Below are 21,503 nucleotides of genomic sequence, written 5' to 3' on the forward strand. Positions count from 1 at the left end.
AAAATAAGCATTGACTCTGTTGCGAGTGATTATCAATAGCCCCCTCAACTGACGAATGCCGTCGCAAAGAGGGGACTATCCTTGTCACGTACCGACGCCCGTCCGGGCTCCGCGCTCAACGCACCGGCCTTTCTGGCACTTGGCTGCATCGGCTTCATCGCCTCCGCGCCGGCCATGGCGCAGGACAGCGGCCAGCCTGCGGACGGCGAGAAGCGGCTCGGCGGCATGACCGTAACCGACACGGCGATCGACGAAGAAGGCTACAAGGCCGAGCGGATCGAGAGCCCCAAGGCGGTCGCCCCGCTGCTCGATACGCCGCGCTCGATCGTCGTCGTCGACAAGCAGGTCATCAAGGATACCGGCGCGGCCACGCTGGTCGACGCGCTGCGCACCGTTCCGGGCATCACCTTCGGCGCGGCCGAAGGCGGCAACCCGATCGGCGACCGTCCCTTCATCCGAGGCTTCGACAGCCAGGGCTCGACCTATCTCGACGGCGTTCGCGACATCGGCGCGCAGACGCGCGAGGTCTTCGCGGTCGAGCAGATCCAGGTGGTGCGCGGCTCGGACTCGACGCTGGGCGGGCGCGGCAGCGCGGGCGGGTCGCTCAACGTCATCTCGAAACTGCCGGAGCGCGACACCGCGGCGTCGGTCTCGGCCAGCTACGGCACCGCCGACTACAAGCGCATCACCGGTGACGTGAACGTCCGGGTCAACGACCTGATCGCCTTCCGCCTGACCGGCATGTGGCATGACCAGGACGTCGCCGGCCGCGACCAGATCTTCCAGAAACGCTGGGGCTTCGCGCCGTCGGTGACGATCGGCGTGGAAAGCGACACGAAGCTGACGCTGTCCTATTATCATCTCGACACCGACGAACTGCCCGACAGCGGCATTCCGTTCCTGTACACGCAGAACAACGCTCCAACGCTCGGCTTCAGCTATTCGAAGCCCGTGCTGGGCGACATCACCACGATCGGCGGCCTTACCGGCCATGTCGGGCGCGACACCTTCTACGGCATCAAGGAACGCGACTTCCGCGACAGCAAGACCGATCAGGCGACGATGCGGTTCGAGCATGACTTCGGCAACGGCATCAAGATCCGCAACACCTCACGCTATAGCCATAGCTATCAAGCCTATAGCTTCCTGCTGCCCGACGACAGCCAGGGCAATGTCTATGGCACCAGCGCGACCGCCAGCCCGGCCAACCTCGCCGCGCAGGGCGGCTATGTCTGGACCCGGTCGAACAACCGCTACGGCTATAGCGACAGCTATGTGAACCAGACCGACCTCTACGGGACCTTCGAAACCGGTTCGATCAAGCACAGCTTCGCGATCGGGGCAGAGCTGTCGCTGGAGAAGGCGCGGCGCGGTACTTTCGTGACCCGCGGCTTCTTCAGTCCCACCAACGGCCTGGAAATCCTGTCGACCGGATCGACGCTGAGCCCGCGCTGCACGGCAGCGGCGATCGCCCGCGCCTATTGCGTGTCGCTGTTCGATCCGCAGAACCGTCCGACCTGGGTCAATTATGCCAGTGACACATCGAACGTCGTCGCGCCGATCGTGAAGAGCCTGCCGCAGAACGAGACGCAGAACGACGGCAACACCAAATCGATCTACGCTTTCGACTCGATCACGCTCACCGAACAGCTGATCCTGAACCTCGGCGCGCGCTATGATGTCTTCAAGACCCGGCAGACCCTGCCGCTGGTGTTGAACATCCAGCCGGTCGTGCGCCGCAAGGACGAGCTGTTCAACTATCAGGCCGGCCTCGTGTTCAAGCCGACGCCGAACAGCAGCGTCTACGCGTCCTATGCCACCGCCGCGACGCCGCCGAACGCCCTGCTTGGCGAGGGCCAGGAGCAGAATGGCTTCGGCAGCGTGAACCCCAATGTGTCGCCCGCACAGGCCGCCGCACTGATCGCGGCGCTGCAGACCACCGCGAGCAACCTGCTCAAGGTGGAGAAGACCAAGTCGATCGAAGCCGGCGCCAAGGCCGAGCTTTTCGGCGGCGGTCTGTCTATCTCCGGCGCGCTATTCCAGACCAAGACCAGCAACCTGCGCGCCACCGGCCCGGGCGGCGTGATCGAGTTCATCGGCAAGCGCCGCATCCGCGGCTTCGAACTGGGCTGGACCGGCAACATCACCGACGAATGGAGTGTCACCGGCGGCTACACCTATCTCGACGCCAAGATCGTCGACGGCGGCTTCACCGCCTTCACAGTCGCCGCCAACGGTCCTGCTCCCCAGCAGATCGTCTATGTCCGCAACGTCACCACCGGCCAGCAGGCTCCACAAACCGCGAAGCACAGCTTCACCCTGTGGACCAGCTATCAGGTGACCCCCGCGCTCTCGGTCGGCGGCGGAGCCTTCTACATGAGCCGCCAGTTCGGCAATTATGCCGAGGGCGGAAGGGTCATCACCCAGTCGACCACCGGCGTGATTTCCGATTCGGGTCCCGCGCGGGTCGTCGCCCGCGTCATCCCCAAATATTGGCGCTTCGATGCGCGCGTCGGCTATAAGGTCAGCGACCGGATCGATCTTTCGGTCAACATCCAGAACCTGACCGACAAGACCTATTTCAACCAGATCTACACGTCGCATTACGCGTCGATCGCGCCGGGCCGCTCGGCCTTCGCGACGCTGAGCGTCAAATATTGAGGCGGCCACGCCAGGCCTCCGGAGAAAGGCCCGTCCCTTAGGGGGCGGGCCTTTCGCGTTGGAACAACGATGACCGAAACCCTGACGATCGAAGCGATATTGGCGATGGACGCCGGCGAGGTCGCGCGCCGCATGGCCGCGCCGCCCGAGGAGCGTGCCGCCTTCGTCCGCATCGCGGCCGAGGGCGGGGTCGCCGAGGCGCAGGCGGTCTATGGCCAGATGCTGCTCGACGGGGTCGGTATGCCAGCCGACCAGCGCGCGGCTGTGCTGTGGTTCGACAAGGCCGCGCGGCAGGGCCACGCCATGGCGATCAACATGATGGGCCGCTGCTATGACCTCGGCTGGGGCGTGCCGGTCGACAAGGCCCGCGCCGCCGAGTGGTTCAAGGCCGCGGCCGATCGCGGGCTCGACTGGGGCCTCTACAATTACGCGACAGCGCTCGCGCTGGGTCAGGGCGTCGCCGAGGACAAGCCCGCCGCCCTCGCTCTGTTCCGCCGAGCCGCCGCTATGGGCAACGCCAAGGCCGCCAATTATGTCGGCAGCTTCCATGAGGATGGCTGGGTGGTCGATCGCGACATGGCCGAAGCCGCGCGCTGCTATGCCATCGCCGCGGAAGGCGCGGATTTCCGGGGCCAGTTCAACCATGCCCGGATGCTCGCCGACGCGGGCCGGATCGACGAGGCCCTTGCCTGGCTTGGCAAGGTGCCCGAAACCGCGACGGACGCCTTCATCGCCAAGGCCCGCGCCTGGCTGGAACGATCACCGATTGCCGAACTGCGCGAAGCGGCGGCGCGCTTTGATGCCTAAGGCCCCGACTTCCCGAACAGCCGGCTGAACCGTGCGCGTGCCGCCTTGTCGGCCTTTTCGAGTAGGCTTTCGTCATGCGCCGCGCGGACAGCGGCGGTGGTTTCGCGGAGGCGTTCGGACAGGAAGACGGCGAGCGCGCGATAGAAGCGCGCGGCGAAGACCGGCTCCTGCTCGAACCGCTCGAGGATCAGCTTGCGGGAGATCGCCAATATCTCGGTGCGGTGCTCGGCCACCACGGTGACGAGGGGCGAATGGCGCTCGACGAAAGACATCTCCCCTACGACGTCGCCCTGATGAAGTTTGGCGACAATGGAGCCGTCGTCGAGCTTAACCGCGAGCGTCCCGCTGGTCACAAAGAACAGGTCGTTCACCGGCTTGCCTGCCGCCACCAGCACCTCGCCGGCCTTGAGCGCACGCAGCTTGCCCATCGACAGCAGCCACAGCATGTCGGCGTCGCTGAGACCGGCGGCGATGTAGCGGGCGTTCTGCATCAGTGTTTCAGCACCATCGTCCGAAGATAGACACCATAGGCGCTCTTGCCCAGCGCATCGGCGAGCCGCTCGACCTGTGCGGCGTCGATGAAGCCCTGATCATAGGCGATCTCCTCGGGGCAGGCGATCTTGAACCCCTGCCGCTTCTCCAGCGTGCGGACGAACTCGGCGGCTTCGATCAGGCTGTCGGGGGTCCCGGTGTCGAGCCAGGCATAGCCGCGTCCCATCAGCTCGACCGACAGTTTGCCCGCGGCGAGATAGGCCTTGTTGACGTCGGTGATCTCCAGCTCGCCGCGCGCCGAAGGCTTGAGGTCTCGGGCGATGCGGACGACATCGGCGTCGTAGAAATAGAGGCCGGTGACCGCCCAGTTGGACCGCGGCCGGGCAGGCTTTTCCTCGATCGATATCGCGCGCATCGCATCGTCGAACTCGACCACGCCATAACGCTCGGGATCGCTGACATGATAGGCGAAGACGGTCGCGCCATCGCCGCGCCCCACCGCGCGCTGGAACAACTCGGTCGCGCCATGGCCATAATAGATATTGTCGCCGAGGATCAGCGCCGACGGTGCATCCGCGACGAAATCCGCGCCGATGATATAGGCCTGCGCGAGGCCATCGGGGCTGGGCTGCACCGCATAGCTGATCGCCATCCCCCACTGGCTGCCATCGCCGAGAAGCGCCTGGAAGCTGGGCGTATCGCGCGGCGTGGAGATGACCAGCACCTCGCGGATGCCGGCGAGCATCAGCGTCGTCAGCGGATAATAGATCATCGGCTTGTCGTAGACCGGCAGCAGCTGCTTCGACGTCACCATCGTCATCGGATGGAGCCGCGTGCCCGAGCCGCCCGCCAGGATGATCCCCTTCACTGCGCTACGCTCCTGTCTGGGGAACCGGCCCCACCAGTTCTTCGATAATCTCGCGCACCGCCGCGCGCCAGTCGCGCGGATGGATGCCATAGTTGGTCGCGATCTTCGAGGTCGAAAGCCGCGAATTGGCTGGGCGCTTCGCCCGGGTCGGATAGTCCGCCGTGGTGATCGCCTCGACCTCTGCCGATGGGCCGCCCGCCGCCGCGCTGAGCGCGAAGATTTCGCGCGCCAGCCCGCACCATGTCGCCTCGCCCGCATTGACGAAATGGTGGATTCCGGTCGGCGCGCCGCTGTCCTCGATCAGCCTCAGCGCGATCGTCTTGACCGCCCCGGCGATATCCTGCGCCGAGGTTGGGCAGCCGCGCTGATCATCGACGACGCGCACCGTCGGATTGCTCGCCGCCACCCGCAGCATCGTCTTGAGGAAATTGGCGCGCTGGGACGAGATCACCCAGGCGGTGCGCAAGATCACCGAGCGCGACTGCCCGGCCTTCACCGCGCGCTCGCCCTCCAGCTTCGAGGCGCCATAGACGCCGAGCGGGGCGACGGGATCATCCTCGGCATAATAGCCATGCTTCGACCCGTCGAAGACATAGTCGGTCGACAAGTGGATCAGCGGAACGCCGGTGTCGGCGAGCCAGCCGGGCGCTTCGCCGTTGATCCGAAAGGCCGCCTCGCGATCCTCCTCGGCCCTGTCGACCGCGGTGTAGGCCGCACAGTTGATGATCGCATCGAAGCTGTACGAGCGCAGATAGTTGAACAGGCTGTCGGGCGATCCGATGTCGCAGGTCTCCCGCGTCGGATAATGCACAACGACATCCGAAGGCCAGTCCTGCCGCGCGAGTTCGAGGCCGACCTGCCCCTGCCCGCCCGTGACGAGGATATGGCGGGTCACGCCTTCGCGAGCCCCAACCGTTGGGTGTCGTAGCGCCGGGCGAGGATGTCGCCCCACCAATCACGGTTGTCGAGAAACCAGCGCACGGTGCGCTCGATGCCCTGTTCGAAGGTCACCTGCGGCTCCCAGCCCAGCGTGTCGCGGATCTTCGCCGCGTCGATCGCATAGCGGTGGTCATGGCCGGGGCGATCGGTGACAAAGCTGATCTGATCGGCATAGGGCCTGCCGTCGCCGCGCGGGCTCAATCGGTCGAGCGTCGCGCAGATCGCCTTGACCACGTCGAGATTCCTGCGCTCCGAATTGCCGCCGACATTATAGGTTTCGCCGGGCACCCCGCCTTCGAACACCGCGCGCAACGCCCGCGCATGATCCTCGACGAACAGCCAGTCGCGGACGTTGGAACCGTCGCCATAGACCGGCAGCGGTTCACCCGCGAGGGCGCGGATGATGATCAGCGGGATCAGCTTTTCGGGGAAATGATAGGGCCCGTAATTGTTCGAGCAGTTGGTGACGAGCACCGGCAGTCCATAGGTATGCCCCCAGGCGCGCACCAGATGGTCCGATCCCGCCTTCGACGCCGAATAGGGCGAGCGCGGATCATAGGCTGTGGTCTCTGTAAAATAGCCCTCCTCGCCCAGCGAGCCGAACACCTCGTCGGTCGAGATATGGTGGAAGCGGAACGCCGCTTTCCGCTCGCCGTCCAGCCCCTGCCAATAGCCCAGCGCCTGCTGGAGCATGTTGAAGGTGCCGACGAGATTGGTCTGGACGAACTCGCCCGGCCCGTCGATCGAGCGGTCGACATGGCTCTCCGCCGCGAGATGCGCGATCACATCGGGTTCGAACTCGGCGATCAGCCGCGCAACGAGCGGCGCGTCGCAGATGTCGCCATGGACGAAGCGGTAGCGCGGGCTGTTGTCGATCGGCGCGAGCGAGCTCAGCACCCCGGCATAGGTCAACTTGTCGAGGTTGAGCACCTGATGCCCGGTCTCGCCGATCAGGTGGCGGATCAGCGCCGATCCGATGAAGCCGGCGCCGCCGGTGACAAGGATACGCATCGTCTCTTCCGTTCAGGGCACGAGCGGCCGGAGCGGCTCGCCGTCATAGGCGAAGGGGCTAGTCCACTCCGCCAGCACCGGCAATGTCCCATCCTTCGCCGACAAGGTCGGCCCCTCAGGCGGCAGCGGCCAGTCGATCCCGATCGCCGGGCAGTCCCAGCGGATGCCGCCATCGGTTTCAGGGGCATAGACGTCGGAGACCTTGTAGATCACCTCGCAATCGGGCTCGAGCGTGACGAAGGCATGGCCGAAGCCGACCGGTACATAGAGCTGGTCGCCATTGTCCGCCGACAATTCGGCCACGACATGCTGCCCATAGGTCGGCGATCCCGCGCGCAGGTCGACAGCATAGTCCAGGATGCGGCCATGCGTGCAGCGAACGAGCTTGGCCTGGGCATGCGGCGGCGCCTGGAAATGGATTCCCCGGATCGTCCCGGCTAATCTCGACAGGCTGTGATTGTCCTGGACGAATTCATCGGTGATCCCCAGCGCGGCAAGGCGCGGACGATGATAGGTCTCCGAAAACCATCCGCGATCGTCGCCGAAGCGCCGCGTGTGGATCAACCTTACGGGCAAATGCCGAACCTCCCAAAACCCGGACATCGCCGATTGCAGGGCTGGCGCCGTCTGTCCAGCCCGATCCGAAGCGGCGTGGCCGCCAATCCCCTGTTGCGGTGCGTGTTTCCCTTCTCTACCACCCCGCGCGTTGGGGCCTTCAAGACAGTTGGACGATGACCTGCAAGCACGGCCGGATGGCGGCTTCCGCATGATGCGCAAGATCCTGAAATTCTATGCCCGGCTGTTTGCCGTGCTGTTCCCGCGCCCGGAGACACCCGCCCGCAAGGCAGTCAAACTCGGTGACGCGGCGCGCGGACGGCGTGACTGGCCTGCTGCGGCGGAGGCTTATCGCACGGCGGTGCGCGAGGATCCCAAGCTCGGCCATATCTGGATCCAGCTCGGCCATGCCCTGAAGGAAACAGATGACCTGAGCGGCGCGATCGAGGCCTATGAAACTGCGGCGGTTCAGCGGCCCGACCTGTCGGAAACCCACATCTTTCTGGCGCACATCTACAAGCAGCTCGGCCGGATCGAGCCTGCCATCACCCATTTCCTGATGGCTCTTCACATCGGCGAGCAAACGTCGGGCGAGAATGACGAACTGCTCCGCCTGCTCGCCCAACAGGGCGACAAGGGCCGCGCGGCGCTGACCGGACTGCTCGGCGACGTGCTCCACCGCCTCCCCCCGGCCAAAGGCGAGGCGCGGCTGCTGACCCAGATTCGCGGCGTCATAACCGAAAGCTCAGCACCGCCGCCGCCGTCCGCGACGACCGATGGCCGCACCGCGCTGGTCTTCGATATCTCCGACCTGATCGGCTATTATGCCAATGCCCGCCTGCCGACCGGCATCCAGCGCGTCCAGCTGGAGACGATCGAAGGGGCGCTGTTGCGCGGCGACGGGCGCGAAATCCGGCTGTGCTGCTTCATCGACGGGCGGGAAGAATGGCTGGAGCTGCCGCTGGAGCGGATGCGCGCGATCGCCCAGCTCAGCATTTCCGGCGGCGACCGCTTCGATCCCGAATGGACCGAGGCGGTAGCGGGCCTGCGGCTGTTCCTGTCGCTGACCCATGGCTTCGAATTCCCGCAAGGGGCTTCGCTGATCAACCTCGGCACGAGCTGGTGGCTGCAGAATTATTTCCTGTTCGTCCGCGACGCCAAGGCGCGGCGCGGCATACGCTATATCCCCTTCGTGCACGACATGATCCCGATCATGACGCCTGAGCATTGCACGCGCGGGCTGACCCAGGATTTCATCAGCTGGGTCATCGGCGTGTTCGACCATGCCGATCATTTCCTGTGCAATTCGGAAGCGACGAAGCGCGATCTGCTGTCGGTCGCGGCGACCCTGGGCCATGAACTCGACGCTGCCGACGTCGCGGTAATCCCGCTCGACACCGATTTCCGCAAGCCGGGGGTCGTCGAATTGCCCGACGCCGCGCTCGATCGCTGGGGGCTGAACCGCGACGGCTTCGTGCTGTTCGTCTCGACGATCGAATCGCGCAAGGGGCACCTGATCGCCTTCGACGCCTGGGCCGATCTGATCGCACGCCATGGGCCCGACGCGGTACCGCACCTGGTGTGCGTCGGCAATCGCGGCTGGCTGAACGATCGCATCTATGAGCGGCTGGCGAATGATTCCGTACTGGCGGCGAAAGTCTCGATGCTGTCGCGGCTGTCCGACGAGGAGTTGTCGCTGCTCTATCGCGCGTGCCGCTTCACCCTTTATCCCAGCACCTATGAAGGCTGGGGCCTGCCCGTCACCGAATCGCTGTGCTGCGGCAAAGTGCCGCTGATTTCGGACGCGGCTTCTTTGCCCGAGGCAGGCGGCGACTTCGCGGTTTACGCCCCCGCCGGGTCCGTCCCCGCGCTGGCGGATGCGGCGGAACGGCTGACCCTGGACGACGACTATCGCGCCTCGCTTGAAGCGAAGATCAGGGCCGGGTTCCGGCCCCGCGCATGGAGCGACCTCGCCCGCCAGATCGCCGACGAGCTCGACAGCTTCGCTGCGCGCGACGCAGGGTCGGGGACTTTCGTCATGCCGCCTCCGCTGGGCGCGAAGATCGGCGCCTGGCACCCGATGACCCGCAACGATTCGACCCGCATCTGGCGGGGGATGCGGACCGGCGAGGGGTTCCGCTCGAACCTCGGCTGGTACTGGCCCGAAGCACGGGGTTGCCGCGTCAGGGCGGAAGGCGGCGATCTGCTGATACGGCTGGATGGCCCGCATTCGGCTTTGCGGATCCTGTTCCAGATGGTCGGCGACGACCATGGCGATGCGCTATGGTCGTTGCGCAGCGGTGCAGTGGAGCAGAGCGGCGAGCTGCGCCGGAACCAGCGCGGCTGGGCGGTCTTCACGATCGACGCCGCAGCGGCTGCGCATGACGTTGCGGTACGCTTCGAGGCGCTTTCCGCAACGGGGGGCCCGCCGATCACCTATTTCGTCGCGGGCTTCTTCCTCCATGCCGCCGACGACCTCGCGGCGCGGCAGGATTTCGTCGAGGCGGTGGCGCTGCAACGGCTCGACTCGCTCGACGCCTTCGGCGGCAGGTGACGCCGCGCGCCATCCGCGATAAAGACCGCGCATGTTGACCACGGCGGGCGCCGCATCATCCTCACTGCTGCCGGCCGGAGCGGAGATCATCCTCGATCTGTCGCGGCTGCTGTCGCGCGTCCTGCACCCGATGCCCACCGGCATCGACCGGGTCGAGCTGGTCTATGCCCGCACGCTACTGGAGCTCGCGCCCGAACGGCTGCACTTCGCCGCGGTCAATCCGTTCGGTTTCTACGGCCGGCTGCCGCGCGCGGCGGTCGTCCGCTTCCTCGACGAGACCGAAGCGCGCTGGGCGCATCAGACCGCGCCGGCGCGGCCGGCGATGATCGCCGCGGCCGCCCGAACCCTCACCCGCTTGCGCCCACGCCGGGTTCCGCAACCGGCCAGCGGCGTGCGCCGCTATTATCTCCAGGCGTCGCCGCACCATCTCCACGACGCCCGCCGCGTCGAGGCCAAGCTGCGCGCCGAAGACGCCCGCTTCGTCGCGCTGGTCCACGATTTGATTCCGATCGAATATCCCGAATATGCGCGGCCCGACGGCGCCGAAAAGCATGTCCGTCGGATGAGGACGATGGGCGGGCTGGCCAGGGGCCTTATCGCCAATAGCGCCGCGACCGCGGAATCGATGGAGCGCTTCCTGGCCGGGTCGGGGGCGGCGCCGCTGATCCGCGTCGCGCATCTGGGGAGCGACGCGCTACCCGGCGGGGGCGCGCTTCCGTCGATTCCGCAGCCTTATTTCGTCGTGCTCAGCACGATCGAGCCGCGCAAGAACCATCTGCTGCTGCTCAACGTCTGGCGGCGCATGATCGAGACGCTGGGGCCCGAACGCACACCGCATCTCGCGATTGTCGGGCGGCGCGGCTGGGAGAATGAGAACGTCATCGACATGCTCGAGCGCAGCACCGCGATCCAGGGCCATGTCCACGAATTTTCCGGGCTTTCCGACCGCGTGGTGGGCGCGCTCTTGCGAAGCGCCCGCGCGCTGCTATGCCCTTCCTTCGCGGAAGGATTCGGCATGCCGGTGACCGAGGCGCTCCTGTGCGGGACGCCGGTGATCTGCAGCGATCTGCCCGCCTTGCGTGAGGCCGGCGGCTCTGTCCCCGACTTCATCGACCCGCTGGACGGACCGGAGTGGATCAGGGCGATCATGGACTATAGCGCGAACGACAGCGGCCCGCGCGAACGGCAGATCGAGCGCCTGGCGGGCTGGACGCCGCCCAGCTGGCAAGGGCATATCGAAACCGTGCTGAAACTGATCGCCGACATCGACCTGAGCGGAGACGCGCGCGCATGAGCACCGCACCGCGCACGAACTTCTATCACCAGCTGACGCTGCAACTCGACGTGATCGGCGCGCTGGTACTACGCGAGTTGCACAGCCGGTTCGGCCGCAACAATATCGGCTATCTCTGGCTGATCGGCGAGCCGTTGATGCTGGCGACGGTGATCGGCGCGCTGCATGCTTTCCAGCCGGGCCATCTCGGATCGACGATGCCGCCGGTTCCTTTTGCACTGATCGGTTACTGCGTCTTCATCGTCCTCCGCGGAGTCATCAACCGTTCCGAGAGTCTTCTCGAGACGAACGTTCCGCTGATGTATCACCGGATGATCTCGGTTCTGAATCTGTCGATCGCCCGCGTGGTGATCGAGGCCGCCGGCTGCTTCTGTTCCCTCGTCATCCTTCTCGGCCTGGCGATCCCGGCTGGCTATGCGGATATGCCTGCACGGCCGCTCTACCTGCTGGCAGGGTTCGGTTGGATGGTCTGGATATCCTTCGCGCTGGGCCTCAATGTTACAGCGGTGACGTTCGGCAAGCCGACTCTGGGCCGGCTGGTCCACCCCATAACCTATTTCATGATGCCGCTGTCGGGCGCTTTCTTCGCGGTCGAATGGCTACCCTATTCGATTCAGCAGGTTGCTGACTGGAATCCGCTGGTGACGATCTTCGAATATGCGCGCTACGGGATGTTCGAAGTGGCCTCGGACGAGCACTTATTCCCTGGCTATCTCAACAGCTGCTGTGCCATTTTGACCTATACGGGCCTGATAGGTATCCGCCGGGTGCGCCATAAGCTGCACATTCATTAATCAGACTGCCCAGATATCATTGGACGATCAATGCACGGAATTATCAAGCCATTATCCTCACTCGACGCTGATCAGGACGATTGGCGTCGCTCGGCGATCGGCTGGAGCCGCAGGAACAAATGGTTCCTCATCCTCGTGGCTCTCCCCGCGCTGCTGGTCGCGCTATACCAATATCTGTTGGCGTCGGATCTTTATCAGTCCGAAGCCCATTTCATCGTCCGCACCGCTGACAGTTCACCGATGCCGTCGAGCGGCTTCAGCCAGCTGCTCGGTCTCTCGGCTGGCCCCTCGCAGTCGCGTGGCGATGCGATCAGCGTCAATGATTATCTGGACTCGCAGCAAGCCGTCCTGAGGATCGACCGGTCGATCAACCTCGTCGAGCGATTCCGCAGACCGGAAGCCGACATAGCCACACGGCTATGGTTTCCGGCGCCGACCCCGGAGGCGCTCCTCAAATATTATCGCAAGCGCGTCGATGTGAAATATAATCAGGAAACCGGCATCACCACGCTGAAGGTGCGCTCGTATCGCCCCACCGATTCCTATGCGATCATCAACGCGATGCTTCAGCTGGGTGAAGAGCGCGTGAACCTGCTCAATCGTCGCAGCCAGGATGACGCCCTGAAAACCGCCCGCCGCCAGCTGGGCGAAGCCGAACAGGCGCTGGTCGGCATCCAGTCGCGAATGACGGCCTTTCGCCAGCAGCGCGGCGATCTCGACCCCGAAGGTTCGGGCAAGGCGCAGATCGGACTGGTTGCGACATTGCAGGGTCAGCTGACCAATGCCCGCGCGCAATTGAGCGCGATGCGCGGGATCATCTCGCCGAACAGCCCGCAATATGTCGCCACGGCGGCTCGGGTGCGCGCGCTGGAAGCCCAAGTGGCGGGACAGGCTGGCAAACTTACCGATGGCGGCAGCGCGATCGCCGCGCGTCTCGGTAATTATCAAGACCTGCAGATCCGCCAGCAATTTGCCGCGAAGCGTTATGAGGTCGCGGCCGCCAATCTAGAAAAGGCGCGTGACGCGGCGATGAAGCAGCAGCTTTACATCGTCCGCGTGGTCGATCCGAACATGCCGGTGAAGTCGGAATATCCCGAGCGCGGCAAACTGCTGTTCACCGTCTTCCTGTCCCTGATGGTTGCCTATGGCATCGGCTGGCTTCTGGTCGCGGGCGTGCGCGAGCATTCGCTTTAGAGAACAGTTCCTGAGTAGGTGAAGCAATCGGCCGGGCTGCCCCGCCTTTTGATGCGCGACTACACGTGCATCCCCAAGGGCGGGGCCAGAAGGCCGAGTTCGCACCTCGGCATTACCGGACAGCTATCTTTTGCTTATCAACGATATGAAATAGCCATTATGCCATGCGCTGTCTTGTTGCTGCGATTTTACGGGATGACTGTCGTCCTGGGTCGTTCGGATTTCAATTGAGCATAGAATATCGGCATTTATGTCCGAAATAGCATCCAAGGTCCCGGCACGGACATAAGGCCAATTCCAGTCATCTACAATTTGGACGTATAAATCGTCCAATGCAGGCTGGGCAATTTTGATACCATCATATTGGTCTTCATAACTATGAGGACCGTCATATAAATATATATTGAATTTTCCTAATTTTTCGTAATCTACGTTACGAAAATCGTTTTCTATAAATTTGAAATTCGTAATATCAGACTTTGCAAGCGAGATGTTATTCTCAAAAACTTGCTTAGGGCCGCCAAATTCGGACCAGTTATCGATACATACTATGTCGATATCATTGCCATATATCGCTGAGCAGGCAGTGGATCCCGCCCATGACCCAATTTCAAGATACCGTGCACTCGGGATGTTACCGACAAGATTATTTATAAATCGTCTGTAGAGGCGGCCGGACATTCCGTGGAGTTGCAAAATCCAGTCCGGAACCTTCGAATCCAGCGCCAGTGCAGAGGTAAACGACGCCAACATTGCAGCGGCGATCGGCTCGTTGAAATCGCCCTGGTACCGAATTGACGTTTCTTCCATAAACTTCTCCAGTCACTAGCGCGTTTATCGGGAAGCGCGCTCGGTAGCGTCCGCGGCCGCAAAGGCGGTGATCGCTGCGCGAGACATTTCCTCTGAAAATTTCATATCGAGGGCGAACTGCCTGCCGCTCGTTGCAATTGCCGAGCATTCCGCAGGATTGGCGAAGCACCATTCCGCCCGTTCTGCCAGATCGGAGAGATCCGCCGCAATCGGGATATAATGCCGCCAGGCGATCAACCTGTCCGAAAACCACTGCTGCCAGTCGCTCTCCACGCGCAGCACGCAGCAGCCGAGGCGAAGTTTCTGCATGAAATTCCAGCTGTTCGAATTGCCGTCGATGTCGAGCATGAAGCAATGCCGCGCCATCTCGGCCATCGGCACGAACGGCTTTAAAAGGCCTTCGCGCGTCAGCCTCTCGCGGATCAGCGCGTCGTCCTCGGGGCCGGCCGTCTGAACGACGTCGGTAAGACCGACATCCGCCTTGGCCCCCAACGCCGTAGCAAATTTGCACATCCGATAGCGCGGGAGATCGTCGAGGTGGTCCCGTGTCTGCAGCAGCCGGGGCAATCCGGTGGACGATCCGCGCCAGACGATCGAAGGACGGCGATCTTCCCAGCGTATGAGTTCAGGGTCAAAGGATTCATATCCGCCGGCCATGAAATAATAGAGGTCGGGTATCAGACGAATCCCGTCCCAGCCCTTCTGCACCTCCCAGGAAACGCTGGAGTAATGCAGCGGATTGTCCTCGAGCTGAAAGACGATCTGCGCATCGCGGCGGACCGGTTGACCGCTGCTCCGCATCAGGGCGCGCAGATGCTCGACATAAGGCAGAGTGGCGATCACCCGGTGATGCGGGCCGACCTGCCAATTGCAGATAAAATAGCGAAAGTCGGCATGCCCCGTGCCAGGGCGCGCGATGATCGTCACGAACGGGTTCACCGGGGCACCGGCCATCGCCAGCAGCCCCTGTTCGGGGACGATCGTCACGATGTCACGCAACGCGGGGTCCAGCGGCTCCGACATGCGTTCAGCCCTCAGCCACGCGTGCGGACGATGCCTTCGAAATAGCGGATCGCCTCGCGCAGGCCCTTTTCGAGCGGCACCGTCGGCTCCCAGCCCAGCCTGTTGCGGGCGAGCGTGATATCAGGGCAGCGCTGCGTGGGGTCGTCCTGCGGCAGCGGCTCGAAGACGATCTCGGACTTGGAACCGGTCAGTTCGATCACCCGCTCCGCCAGTTCACGCACCGAAATCTCGTGCGGATTGCCCAGGTTGATGGGCCCGGTGACGTCGTCGCCGGTGTCCATCAGCCGGATGAAGCCCTCGATCAGATCGTCGACATAGCAAAAGGCGCGCGTCTGCGATCCGGTGCCGTAGAGCGTGATCGGCTGACCGGTCAGCGCCTGCATGATGAAGTTGGATACCACCCGCCCGTCCTCGGGATGCATCCGCGGGCCATACGTGTTGAAGATCCGCGCCACCTTGATCTTCACGCCGTGCTGGCGGTGATAGTCGAAGAACAGGGTCTCGGCGGCGCGCTTGCCTTCGTCATAGCAGGCGCGCGGACCCAACGGATTGACGTTGCCGCGATAATCCTCCGACTGCGGGTGGACCTCGGGATCGCCATAGACTTCGCTGGTGCTGGCCTGGAGGATTTTCGCCTTAACCCGCTTCGCCAGGCCGAGCATGTTGATAGCGCCGACGACGCTCGTCTTGGTCGTCTGGACCGGATCGAACTGGTAATGGATCGGCGATGCCGGACAGGCGAGATTGTAGATCTCGTCCACCTCGACGAACAAAGGGAAGGTCACGTCTTGCCGCATGGCCTCGAACCGCGGATTCGACAGAAGATGGCTGATATTCTCCTTGGTGCCCGTGAAATAATTATCGGCGGACAACACGTCATGGCCTTGCTCGACCAGACGCGTGCAGAGGTGCGACCCCAGGAATCCGGCACCCCCGGACACAAGAATCCGCTTTCGGGAAAAGCTCATCGATACTTCCTGGGATTGGATGGTTGGAGACAGGTTCCTGACCTCGCGCTCTCAGCCGATCGAGCCCTGCATGTCAAGCTAAGCAGCCCGGAGCGGTCCCATGTGCGCGATCGCCCGGCTTTCCCAGCCTCCAGGCTTATCTCGGTCGAAAGCAAGCTGAGTTGAAGGGTTTTGTGTTGAACCCGAACCTGACTAGGCGATAAAGTAGGTCCCCGCAGTTTTGGCCATTCCGGCGAGCTGCCCAGCGAGGTTGCCGGGACAGAATATGGCCAATCCCTACAGCGACAGCCCGGATTACGCCTTTTGGGAAAGGGCGATTACCAACGTCGCCGAAGCACATCTTGATCTGGTAACCAACCCGCCTTTCGCCATCGGGCCGGGCGATGCCGTCGCCACCGCGGGGAGTTGCTTCGCACAACATATCGCCCGGACGCTGTCAGCGCAGGGTTTCAACTATCTCGTTACCGAAACCGAACCATCTACGCCAGGCGCCGTCGATGAGGGTTATGGGCTATTTTCCGCGCGTTTCGGTAATATCTATACGGTGCGGCAATTGCTCCAGCTGTTCGACCGGGCCTACGGATTGTTCAAGCCTGCCGATCGTTGGTGGCATGGGCGCAAGGGCGGCTTCGTGGACCCCTTCCGCCCGCGCATCCAAGAGGGAGGTTTCGCCTCAATCGACGATCTCGAGGCCGACCGGACGGCGCATCTCCTTGCCGTCCAGCGCCTGTTTGAAGACTGCCGAATATTCATTTTCACGCTGGGCCTCACCGAAGGATGGATATCGACCCGCGATGGCGCGGTCTTCCCGTTAGCCCCAGGGGTTGGCGGCGTTCCCGAGAACCCGGAATATTACGCTCCGCACAATTTTCGGGCTGCGAGCATGATCGCGGACATGGAAGAATTCCTGACTAAGTTGCGCAGTGTCAATCCGGCGGTGCAGGTCATCCTGACCGTCTCCCCCGTTCCGCTAATCGCCACGTTTGAAGATCGCCACGTTGCGCTCTCCACCAGCTACAGCAAGTCGGCGCTCCGGGTGGTGGCCGAGGAGGCCAGTCAGGACAAGGATTGGGTTGCCTATTTCCCGTCTTATGAGCTCGTGACCGGGCATTATTCGAGCGGCTTTTTCGAAGAGGACTTGCGCAACGTGCGGCCCGAGGGGGTCAGCCGCGTGATGCAAATGTTCCGGACACATTATCTGTCGGGCGAAAGCAGACCCGTGAACGCCGCGCCCCGCGAAAATATTAAGCTTTCGGAAGAAGACCGGCAGCGTTTCCGTGCTGTCGAAGGCATCGTCTGTGACGAGGAAGCCATTATCAGCGAGATGGACAAGCGGTGAGGATCGGAATCGTCGGCAATTGCCAGAGCAATGTCATGGCACGCTGGTTGGAACAGATGCTGCCGGGGCACACGATAGTCCATCATAGCATCGCCAAGCCTGCCGAAACCTATGGGCCTGCTGCCCGCGATCTGGGGAATTGCGACGCCATTATCTCACAATGGATTGGCCCAGGGCATGGCCCCCTTGAAAGCGCCGTCCTTCGCCTGAGCAGCCCGGCATTCATCCAGGTGCCAAACCTTGTGTTCACTGGGTTCCAGCCCGACATGGTCTATCTTCACGATCGTGAAGGGAACGTTCTGCCTTCGCCACTTGGCGCCTATCATTCGCGCATCGTTGCGGCCTGCTTCTATCTCGGGCTAGGCCCCATCAGGACGAAGAGTTTGTTCAACAGCTATATCTATGGCCAACTCGGCTATTTCGACGAGTTCGCCAAGGCCCGACTAAACCTCGACGATGCCCTGGACGGGTGTGGCCTTCCCATCAGCACCGCGGACTTGGTCGAGCAAGGCGCGTTCATGCACACGATCAACCACGCCAATATCTCCGCAAACCGCCTGGTTACCGCTGCCGCGGTGCGCAAGGTTGGTTTGACCCCGCTAACCGACATCGAGGATATTTCTGACGAGCTCTTGGAAGATACGGTCTGGCCGATCTACCCTCCGGTCGCCCGCCAGATCGGCGTTGGCGATGGCAGCATGACCTATCAGCGCCCTGCGCATATGGTTGGTGAAGGGCAGCCGCGCGAGTTAAGCCTTGATCAACTGATAGAACGCTCCTTCGAAATCTACGGCCGCGATAAGACCATCATCGATTTCGATCCCGTCCATAACGACGGTCAAATCATCAAATCAGCGATCAAAAAGAAATATAACTAAGGACGCTGCCGATCAGCTGACTGTTGTCTTGGCACCTACAGACAGGATGCGCACATAGCGATCACCCTCTCATTTCGCCATGCGCGGAAATGGTGATCCGATACAGTTCTTCCACATGGCCCGCGCGCAGCCAGTGGCGGTGGCGCGACACGAGCGCATAACCGCCCGCCAGGTGAACCAGATCGGCTACCGGCGTCTGGTCGGCAAGCCTGGCCTCCTGGTTGATGCTGAGCAGGTAACCGACGCCGAGACGCCGCGCCTCGGCGAGATGAGCGATGGCTTCGGGGCGGTCCATGCCCGACAGCGAATCGACGCTGAGCAGCAGATCGATCGAAGCCGGTTTCGCGGCTCCGAGCTCGCGCGCGTCGAGGATCGCCAGCCCCCGGGCCGGCTCGCCGGGCAAGGATATGTCGAGGCCCGAACCCTTCAGCACATAGGCCTGCACGACGTTCATCGCGGAGGAGTCGAACAGATGGTAGCGGCCAATGCCGAGCCGCGCCGCATAATAGGCGATCAGCCCTGCCCCGCCGCCGATCTCCGCGATCCGCGCCCCCTCGCCTGGGCCGAAGCACTGGACGATCTGGCGGGCCCGCCAGGCCGCATGGATCGCATCGAGCATCCGCATGTGGACGATCCGTCCGCCGCCGACCTCAATGCCCAGATAGCCGCCGATCGAAGCGGGCGGGCTCAGGTTGGCGTCGAGCACCGCCTCGATATCGCTGAACAGCCGCGCTGGATCGAGCTGTGGCGTTGCGCCCCACGGTCCGTTTTCCGGGTTTTCCAGCCGCACCGCGCCCACCGCCTCGGCCAGCGACAGCAGCTTGTCATAGGTCCAGCGCGCGAGCCGATCGGCGAAGACGCGATCCTGCGCCCGCTTGTGCTGGCGTGCCCCGCCGAGAAAGCCCTGGGCGATGCCGGAGCGGCCCAGACCGGCCATTTGGGCGGCGAGAGCTTCGGCGTCCTGCCGCGCGAGCGCTTCGGTGAAGTCACTCCAAAGTGGATCAGTCTCTTCCGGCCGGGGAACGGCGCTCCAGGCGGCGATGATCGTCGGGAGCAGATCGGCCCGTGCCGCAGGGACCGGCGCCTCCACCAGCGCCAGCGACCGCGCGCCGGCATGCGCAAAGCGCGCCGTCCAGCGCTCCTCCTCGGCCGATGGCCGGGCGACCGCGATGCGTCCATCCCGGCGGAAGACCATGTTCACCGCTTCGGCCACCGCGTTCAGCCGGCTGTCGAAAGCCGAAACGTCGCGCGAAGGCCGGCGGACGAAGCGCGCATGGACGCCATCGATCAGGCCGCTCCGCTCGATGAGAAGCGCATCGCCGATCACGGCGGACGATCGCGCGGCCCATTCGCGGCCAAGCGGATGGCCGAGATTGATCAGCGCCACGCCTTCAGGCTCGCCAGTCTGCGGAGCCGGGACGATCGCGGCGCGGTCGCCATGCTCGGCCAGATAGGCGGCCAGATCGAAATCGAGATCCTCGAACCAAGCATCCGCGCCGAGGCACAGCGCCCACCCGCCAAAGCCCCGCGCCGTCAGATCCGCGAGCAACGCGGCGCGGCTGGAACCCGCCTGCCCGGTATCACCGACCCCGCCGCCGATGCGGCTTTCGTAGCCGAGGCCGTGACGGCGGCAATATTCGCGGACGTTGGGGGCGCTGACCGCGAGCACGGGCGCATCGCGCTCGGCGTCGGCGGTCTGTAGGACAATCACCCCGTCGCCCGCTGCACGCCGGACCGCGCGTTCGCGCGCCGCCGGGGCGAGGCGCAACACGGCGCAGAATTCATTTCGGCCCTGCGCGGAATCGTAGACGCCCGCCACCTCCAGGCCGGTGAGGTTCAGCGTTCCCAGCGCCTCGATGATCTCTGAGAAGCTGGCCGGCGTGAAGTACCAGGCGTGAACGTCGATATATCCGCCCCCGCTGGTGTCGAACGCGCTGATCGCGTTGCGCAACCGTTCGGCGCGGTCGGGCGGGACGCTGGGCCCGTGATCGCCCGCCCAATGGCGCGCCGAGTCATTATGCGTCGTCAACGCGACATGCTCGATCACGCTGGCCAGGCTATGCGTGCCGCGCCGGTCGCGGTGCGCCTGCAACACCCCTGCGATCGTGCTCTCTGCGATATAATGGTCGAAGCAATAGCGCTTGTCGGGAATGATGAGACAGAACAGCCCATCGGGTTCGAGGATGCGCTCGACCTGTTCGAGATGGTGGATCAGATCGGGATTGTGCTCGATCGCATGGCTGCTGATCACCGCGTCGAAGCGGCGGCGGACCTGCTCGAGCCCGCCGACATAGTCGATCCACGCAGGGCACTGTGCCGGATCCTTGCCGATTTCCCTTGCGCGGGCGCGCAGCTGCTCAGCGTCGAGCACGTCGAGATAAGCGACGTTGGGCCCGCGCAGCAGCGGATCGCAGAACGGCCCGATCTCCAGCACCGACCGGCCGTCGTCGATCAGCCTGATGAGATTCTCGCGCAGCGCCAGCGGCGACGCCACACGCCCTTCGGCGCGGCCGACGCGTTGATAATGGCCGGCGGCCTCGTCGCGCGTGATCGCAAGATCCGGATTGGCAGCCAGATAATGATCGGCATCGAAGGCGGGCGGAAGCCCGGGGGTAGCGGTCACGGTCAGGCCCCCATCGCCATGGGCGGCGTTTCGCCTTGCGCGATCCGCGCGAGCTGCGCGGCGATATTGGCCTTGTTGCGTTCGATGAGCCGCGGATCGATACCGCTTTCGTTCGGCCGGATATGCGGGAAAGGCGCGTCTGGCACGTCACACCCGAGGAAGGCGCATAATTCGGTCCAGCCATCGCCCCGCTCCCAGCACAGCTCGATGAAGCGGGCGCGCGGACGGGCGGCGAAATAGGCGCGCACCGTCGCATTATGCTCTTCATATTTCCGGATATGCTCGGCCTCATAGCCATGCGGATATTTGCGGCCGAGCGCTACCGTGCGCATCGGTCGGTCCGGATTGGTGGTCAGCGAATGCTTCTTCAGCGATTCGAGCCATATCTCCGGCGACGCCCGCACGGTCAGGACATAGTCGGCATCGTCGCCATATTCGGCATAGAATTGCCGGAACATGAGCGGCCAGGGCCAATCTTCGAAGCTGTCATATTTGCGTGTTTCGGCGATCACCCGGTCGAAATCCGCCCGGCCATAGGCGTCGAGCATCGGCCCGTTGTGCGAGACATGATTATAGCCGAGCTGCCGCAGGCATGCGCCCAGCGTGCTCGTGCCCGTCTTGTTATAGCCTATTCCGAAGAGCTTGCGCTTCACCATGGCGACGGGTTAGCGGCTCGCCGGACGCCAGAAAAGC

The 21,503-nt window shown here is 63.6% G+C and carries 18 protein-coding genes; 8 read left to right on the top strand and 10 right to left on the bottom strand.

The window, feature by feature from the left end; genetic code table 11:
• Positions 1-81: 81 nt before the first annotated feature.
• Together ASE00_RS16160 and ASE00_RS16165 are read left to right on the top strand one after the other, a co-directional pair.
• Complete coding sequence (locus tag ASE00_RS16160) at positions 82-2,661, top strand: TonB-dependent receptor (RefSeq protein WP_056382171.1); 2,580 nt, start codon at positions 82-84, stop codon at positions 2,659-2,661.
• A 69-nt stretch (positions 2,662-2,730) separates the two neighbouring features.
• Positions 2,731-3,468 carry a tetratricopeptide repeat protein gene (locus tag ASE00_RS16165; RefSeq protein WP_056382173.1) on the top strand — a complete coding sequence of 246 codons (738 nt, stop codon included), beginning with the start codon at positions 2,731-2,733 and terminating at the stop codon, positions 3,466-3,468.
• Here the strand turns inward: ASE00_RS16165 and ASE00_RS16170 are convergent.
• From ASE00_RS16170 to rfbC, 5 genes are read right to left on the bottom strand one after another with little or no spacing between them, the layout of a single operon-like run.
• A complete protein-coding gene (locus tag ASE00_RS16170) occupies positions 3,465-3,959 on the bottom strand; it encodes a Crp/Fnr family transcriptional regulator (RefSeq protein ID WP_056382175.1) in 495 nt (164 codons plus the stop codon). The two genes, ASE00_RS16165 and ASE00_RS16170, sit on opposite strands and share 4 nt — an antisense overlap.
• Entirely contained in the window at positions 3,959-4,828 is an 870-nt protein-coding gene (gene rfbA / locus ASE00_RS16175) for a glucose-1-phosphate thymidylyltransferase RfbA (RefSeq protein ID WP_056382177.1), read from the bottom strand. Before rfbA ends, ASE00_RS16170 begins: the two co-directional genes overlap by 1 nt.
• Positions 4,829-4,832: 4 nt before the next feature.
• Entirely contained in the window at positions 4,833-5,723 is an 891-nt protein-coding gene (rfbD, locus tag ASE00_RS16180) for a dTDP-4-dehydrorhamnose reductase (RefSeq protein ID WP_056382178.1), read from the bottom strand.
• Entirely contained in the window at positions 5,720-6,778 is a 1,059-nt protein-coding gene (gene rfbB, locus ASE00_RS16185; RefSeq protein ID WP_056382181.1) for a dTDP-glucose 4,6-dehydratase, read from the bottom strand. The genes rfbD and rfbB overlap by 4 nt, the downstream gene beginning before the upstream one ends.
• Positions 6,779-6,790: 12 nt before the next feature.
• A complete protein-coding gene (gene rfbC, locus ASE00_RS16190; RefSeq protein WP_056382182.1) occupies positions 6,791-7,354 on the bottom strand; it encodes a dTDP-4-dehydrorhamnose 3,5-epimerase in 564 nt (187 codons plus the stop codon).
• 190 nt (positions 7,355-7,544) lie between these two features.
• Here rfbC and ASE00_RS16195 point away from each other — a divergent pair, with 190 nt between their 5' ends.
• The 4 genes from ASE00_RS16195 to ASE00_RS16210 are packed head-to-tail and all read left to right on the top strand — an operon-like array spanning position 7,545 to position 13,169.
• Positions 7,545-9,887 carry a glycosyltransferase family 4 protein gene (locus ASE00_RS16195; protein ID WP_235538713.1) on the top strand — a complete coding sequence of 781 codons (2,343 nt, stop codon included), beginning with the start codon at positions 7,545-7,547 and terminating at the stop codon, positions 9,885-9,887.
• Positions 9,888-9,918: 31 nt separating this feature from the next.
• Positions 9,919-11,181, top strand: coding sequence for a glycosyltransferase family 4 protein (locus ASE00_RS16200; protein WP_056382184.1), 1,263 nt, complete (start codon positions 9,919-9,921; stop codon positions 11,179-11,181).
• A complete protein-coding gene (locus ASE00_RS16205) occupies positions 11,178-11,975 on the top strand; it encodes an ABC transporter permease (protein ID WP_056382185.1) in 798 nt (265 codons plus the stop codon). Before ASE00_RS16200 ends, ASE00_RS16205 begins: the two co-directional genes overlap by 4 nt.
• A gap of 30 nt (positions 11,976-12,005) precedes the next feature.
• Positions 12,006-13,169: a lipopolysaccharide biosynthesis protein gene (locus ASE00_RS16210; RefSeq protein ID WP_056382188.1), complete on the top strand. Its 1,164-nt coding sequence runs from the start codon at positions 12,006-12,008 to the stop codon at positions 13,167-13,169.
• A 123-nt stretch (positions 13,170-13,292) separates the two neighbouring features.
• Here the strand turns inward: ASE00_RS16210 and ASE00_RS23575 are convergent, their stop codons facing one another.
• The 3 genes from ASE00_RS23575 to ASE00_RS16220 are packed head-to-tail and all read right to left on the bottom strand — an operon-like array spanning position 13,293 to position 15,970.
• Positions 13,293-13,979 carry a class I SAM-dependent methyltransferase gene (locus ASE00_RS23575; protein ID WP_156405467.1) on the bottom strand — a complete coding sequence of 229 codons (687 nt, stop codon included), beginning with the start codon at positions 13,977-13,979 and terminating at the stop codon, positions 13,293-13,295.
• Positions 13,980-14,003: 24 nt separating this feature from the next.
• The gene (locus ASE00_RS16215; RefSeq protein ID WP_056382190.1) at positions 14,004-15,002 is read right to left on the bottom strand and encodes a glycosyl transferase family 90; all 999 of its coding nucleotides are present in this window, start codon (positions 15,000-15,002) and stop codon (positions 14,004-14,006) included.
• Between the two features lie 11 nt (positions 15,003-15,013).
• Positions 15,014-15,970: a UDP-glucuronic acid decarboxylase family protein gene (locus ASE00_RS16220; RefSeq protein WP_056382192.1), complete on the bottom strand. Its 957-nt coding sequence runs from the start codon at positions 15,968-15,970 to the stop codon at positions 15,014-15,016.
• A 265-nt stretch (positions 15,971-16,235) separates the two neighbouring features.
• Between ASE00_RS16220 and ASE00_RS16225 the strand changes: the two genes are divergently transcribed.
• Positions 16,236-17,309 carry a GSCFA domain-containing protein gene (locus ASE00_RS16225; protein ID WP_082594756.1) on the top strand — a complete coding sequence of 358 codons (1,074 nt, stop codon included), beginning with the start codon at positions 16,236-16,238 and terminating at the stop codon, positions 17,307-17,309.
• A complete protein-coding gene (locus ASE00_RS16230) occupies positions 17,306-18,187 on the top strand; it encodes a WcbI family polysaccharide biosynthesis putative acetyltransferase (protein WP_056382194.1) in 882 nt (293 codons plus the stop codon). The genes ASE00_RS16225 and ASE00_RS16230 overlap by 4 nt, the downstream gene beginning before the upstream one ends.
• 61 nt (positions 18,188-18,248) lie before the next feature.
• On the opposite strand, the gene ASE00_RS16235 is transcribed toward ASE00_RS16230, so the two are convergent.
• Together ASE00_RS16235 and ASE00_RS16240 are read right to left on the bottom strand one after the other, a co-directional pair.
• Positions 18,249-20,810: a class I SAM-dependent methyltransferase gene (locus tag ASE00_RS16235; RefSeq protein WP_235538714.1), complete on the bottom strand. Its 2,562-nt coding sequence runs from the start codon at positions 20,808-20,810 to the stop codon at positions 18,249-18,251.
• Between the two features lie 2 nt (positions 20,811-20,812).
• Positions 20,813-21,466 (bottom strand): sulfotransferase family protein, encoded by a 654-nt coding sequence (locus ASE00_RS16240; RefSeq protein WP_056382199.1) that lies wholly within the window; start codon positions 21,464-21,466, stop codon positions 20,813-20,815.
• Between the last annotated feature and the right edge of the window lie 37 nt (positions 21,467-21,503).

The organism is Sphingomonas sp. Root710 (genome assembly GCF_001429065.1).
Taxonomy (GTDB): domain Bacteria; phylum Pseudomonadota; class Alphaproteobacteria; order Sphingomonadales; family Sphingomonadaceae; genus Rhizorhabdus.

What these genes read in the sequence shown, in the direction of transcription:
- ASE00_RS16195 (WP_235538713.1), top strand. Translation starts at nt 7,545, where the DNA reads ATGATGCGCAAGATCCTGAAATTCTATGCCCGGCTGTTTGCCGTGCTG.
- ASE00_RS16165 (WP_056382173.1), top strand. Translation starts at nt 2,731, where the DNA reads ATGACCGAAACCCTGACGATCGAAGCGATATTGGCGATGGACGCCGGC.
- ASE00_RS16170 (WP_056382175.1), bottom strand. Translation starts at nt 3,959, where the DNA reads ATGCAGAACGCCCGCTACATCGCCGCCGGTCTCAGCGACGCCGACATG.
- ASE00_RS16240 (WP_056382199.1), bottom strand. Translation starts at nt 21,466, where the DNA reads ATGGTGAAGCGCAAGCTCTTCGGAATAGGCTATAACAAGACGGGCACG.
- ASE00_RS16225 (WP_082594756.1), top strand. Translation starts at nt 16,236, where the DNA reads ATGGCCAATCCCTACAGCGACAGCCCGGATTACGCCTTTTGGGAAAGG.
- ASE00_RS16200 (WP_056382184.1), top strand. Translation starts at nt 9,919, where the DNA reads ATGTTGACCACGGCGGGCGCCGCATCATCCTCACTGCTGCCGGCCGGA.
- rfbB (WP_056382181.1), bottom strand. Translation starts at nt 6,778, where the DNA reads ATGCGTATCCTTGTCACCGGCGGCGCCGGCTTCATCGGATCGGCGCTG.
- ASE00_RS16205 (WP_056382185.1), top strand. Translation starts at nt 11,178, where the DNA reads ATGAGCACCGCACCGCGCACGAACTTCTATCACCAGCTGACGCTGCAA.
- ASE00_RS16210 (WP_056382188.1), top strand. Translation starts at nt 12,006, where the DNA reads ATGCACGGAATTATCAAGCCATTATCCTCACTCGACGCTGATCAGGAC.
- ASE00_RS16220 (WP_056382192.1), bottom strand. Translation starts at nt 15,970, where the DNA reads ATGAGCTTTTCCCGAAAGCGGATTCTTGTGTCCGGGGGTGCCGGATTC.
- ASE00_RS23575 (WP_156405467.1), bottom strand. Translation starts at nt 13,979, where the DNA reads ATGGAAGAAACGTCAATTCGGTACCAGGGCGATTTCAACGAGCCGATC.
- ASE00_RS16215 (WP_056382190.1), bottom strand. Translation starts at nt 15,002, where the DNA reads ATGTCGGAGCCGCTGGACCCCGCGTTGCGTGACATCGTGACGATCGTC.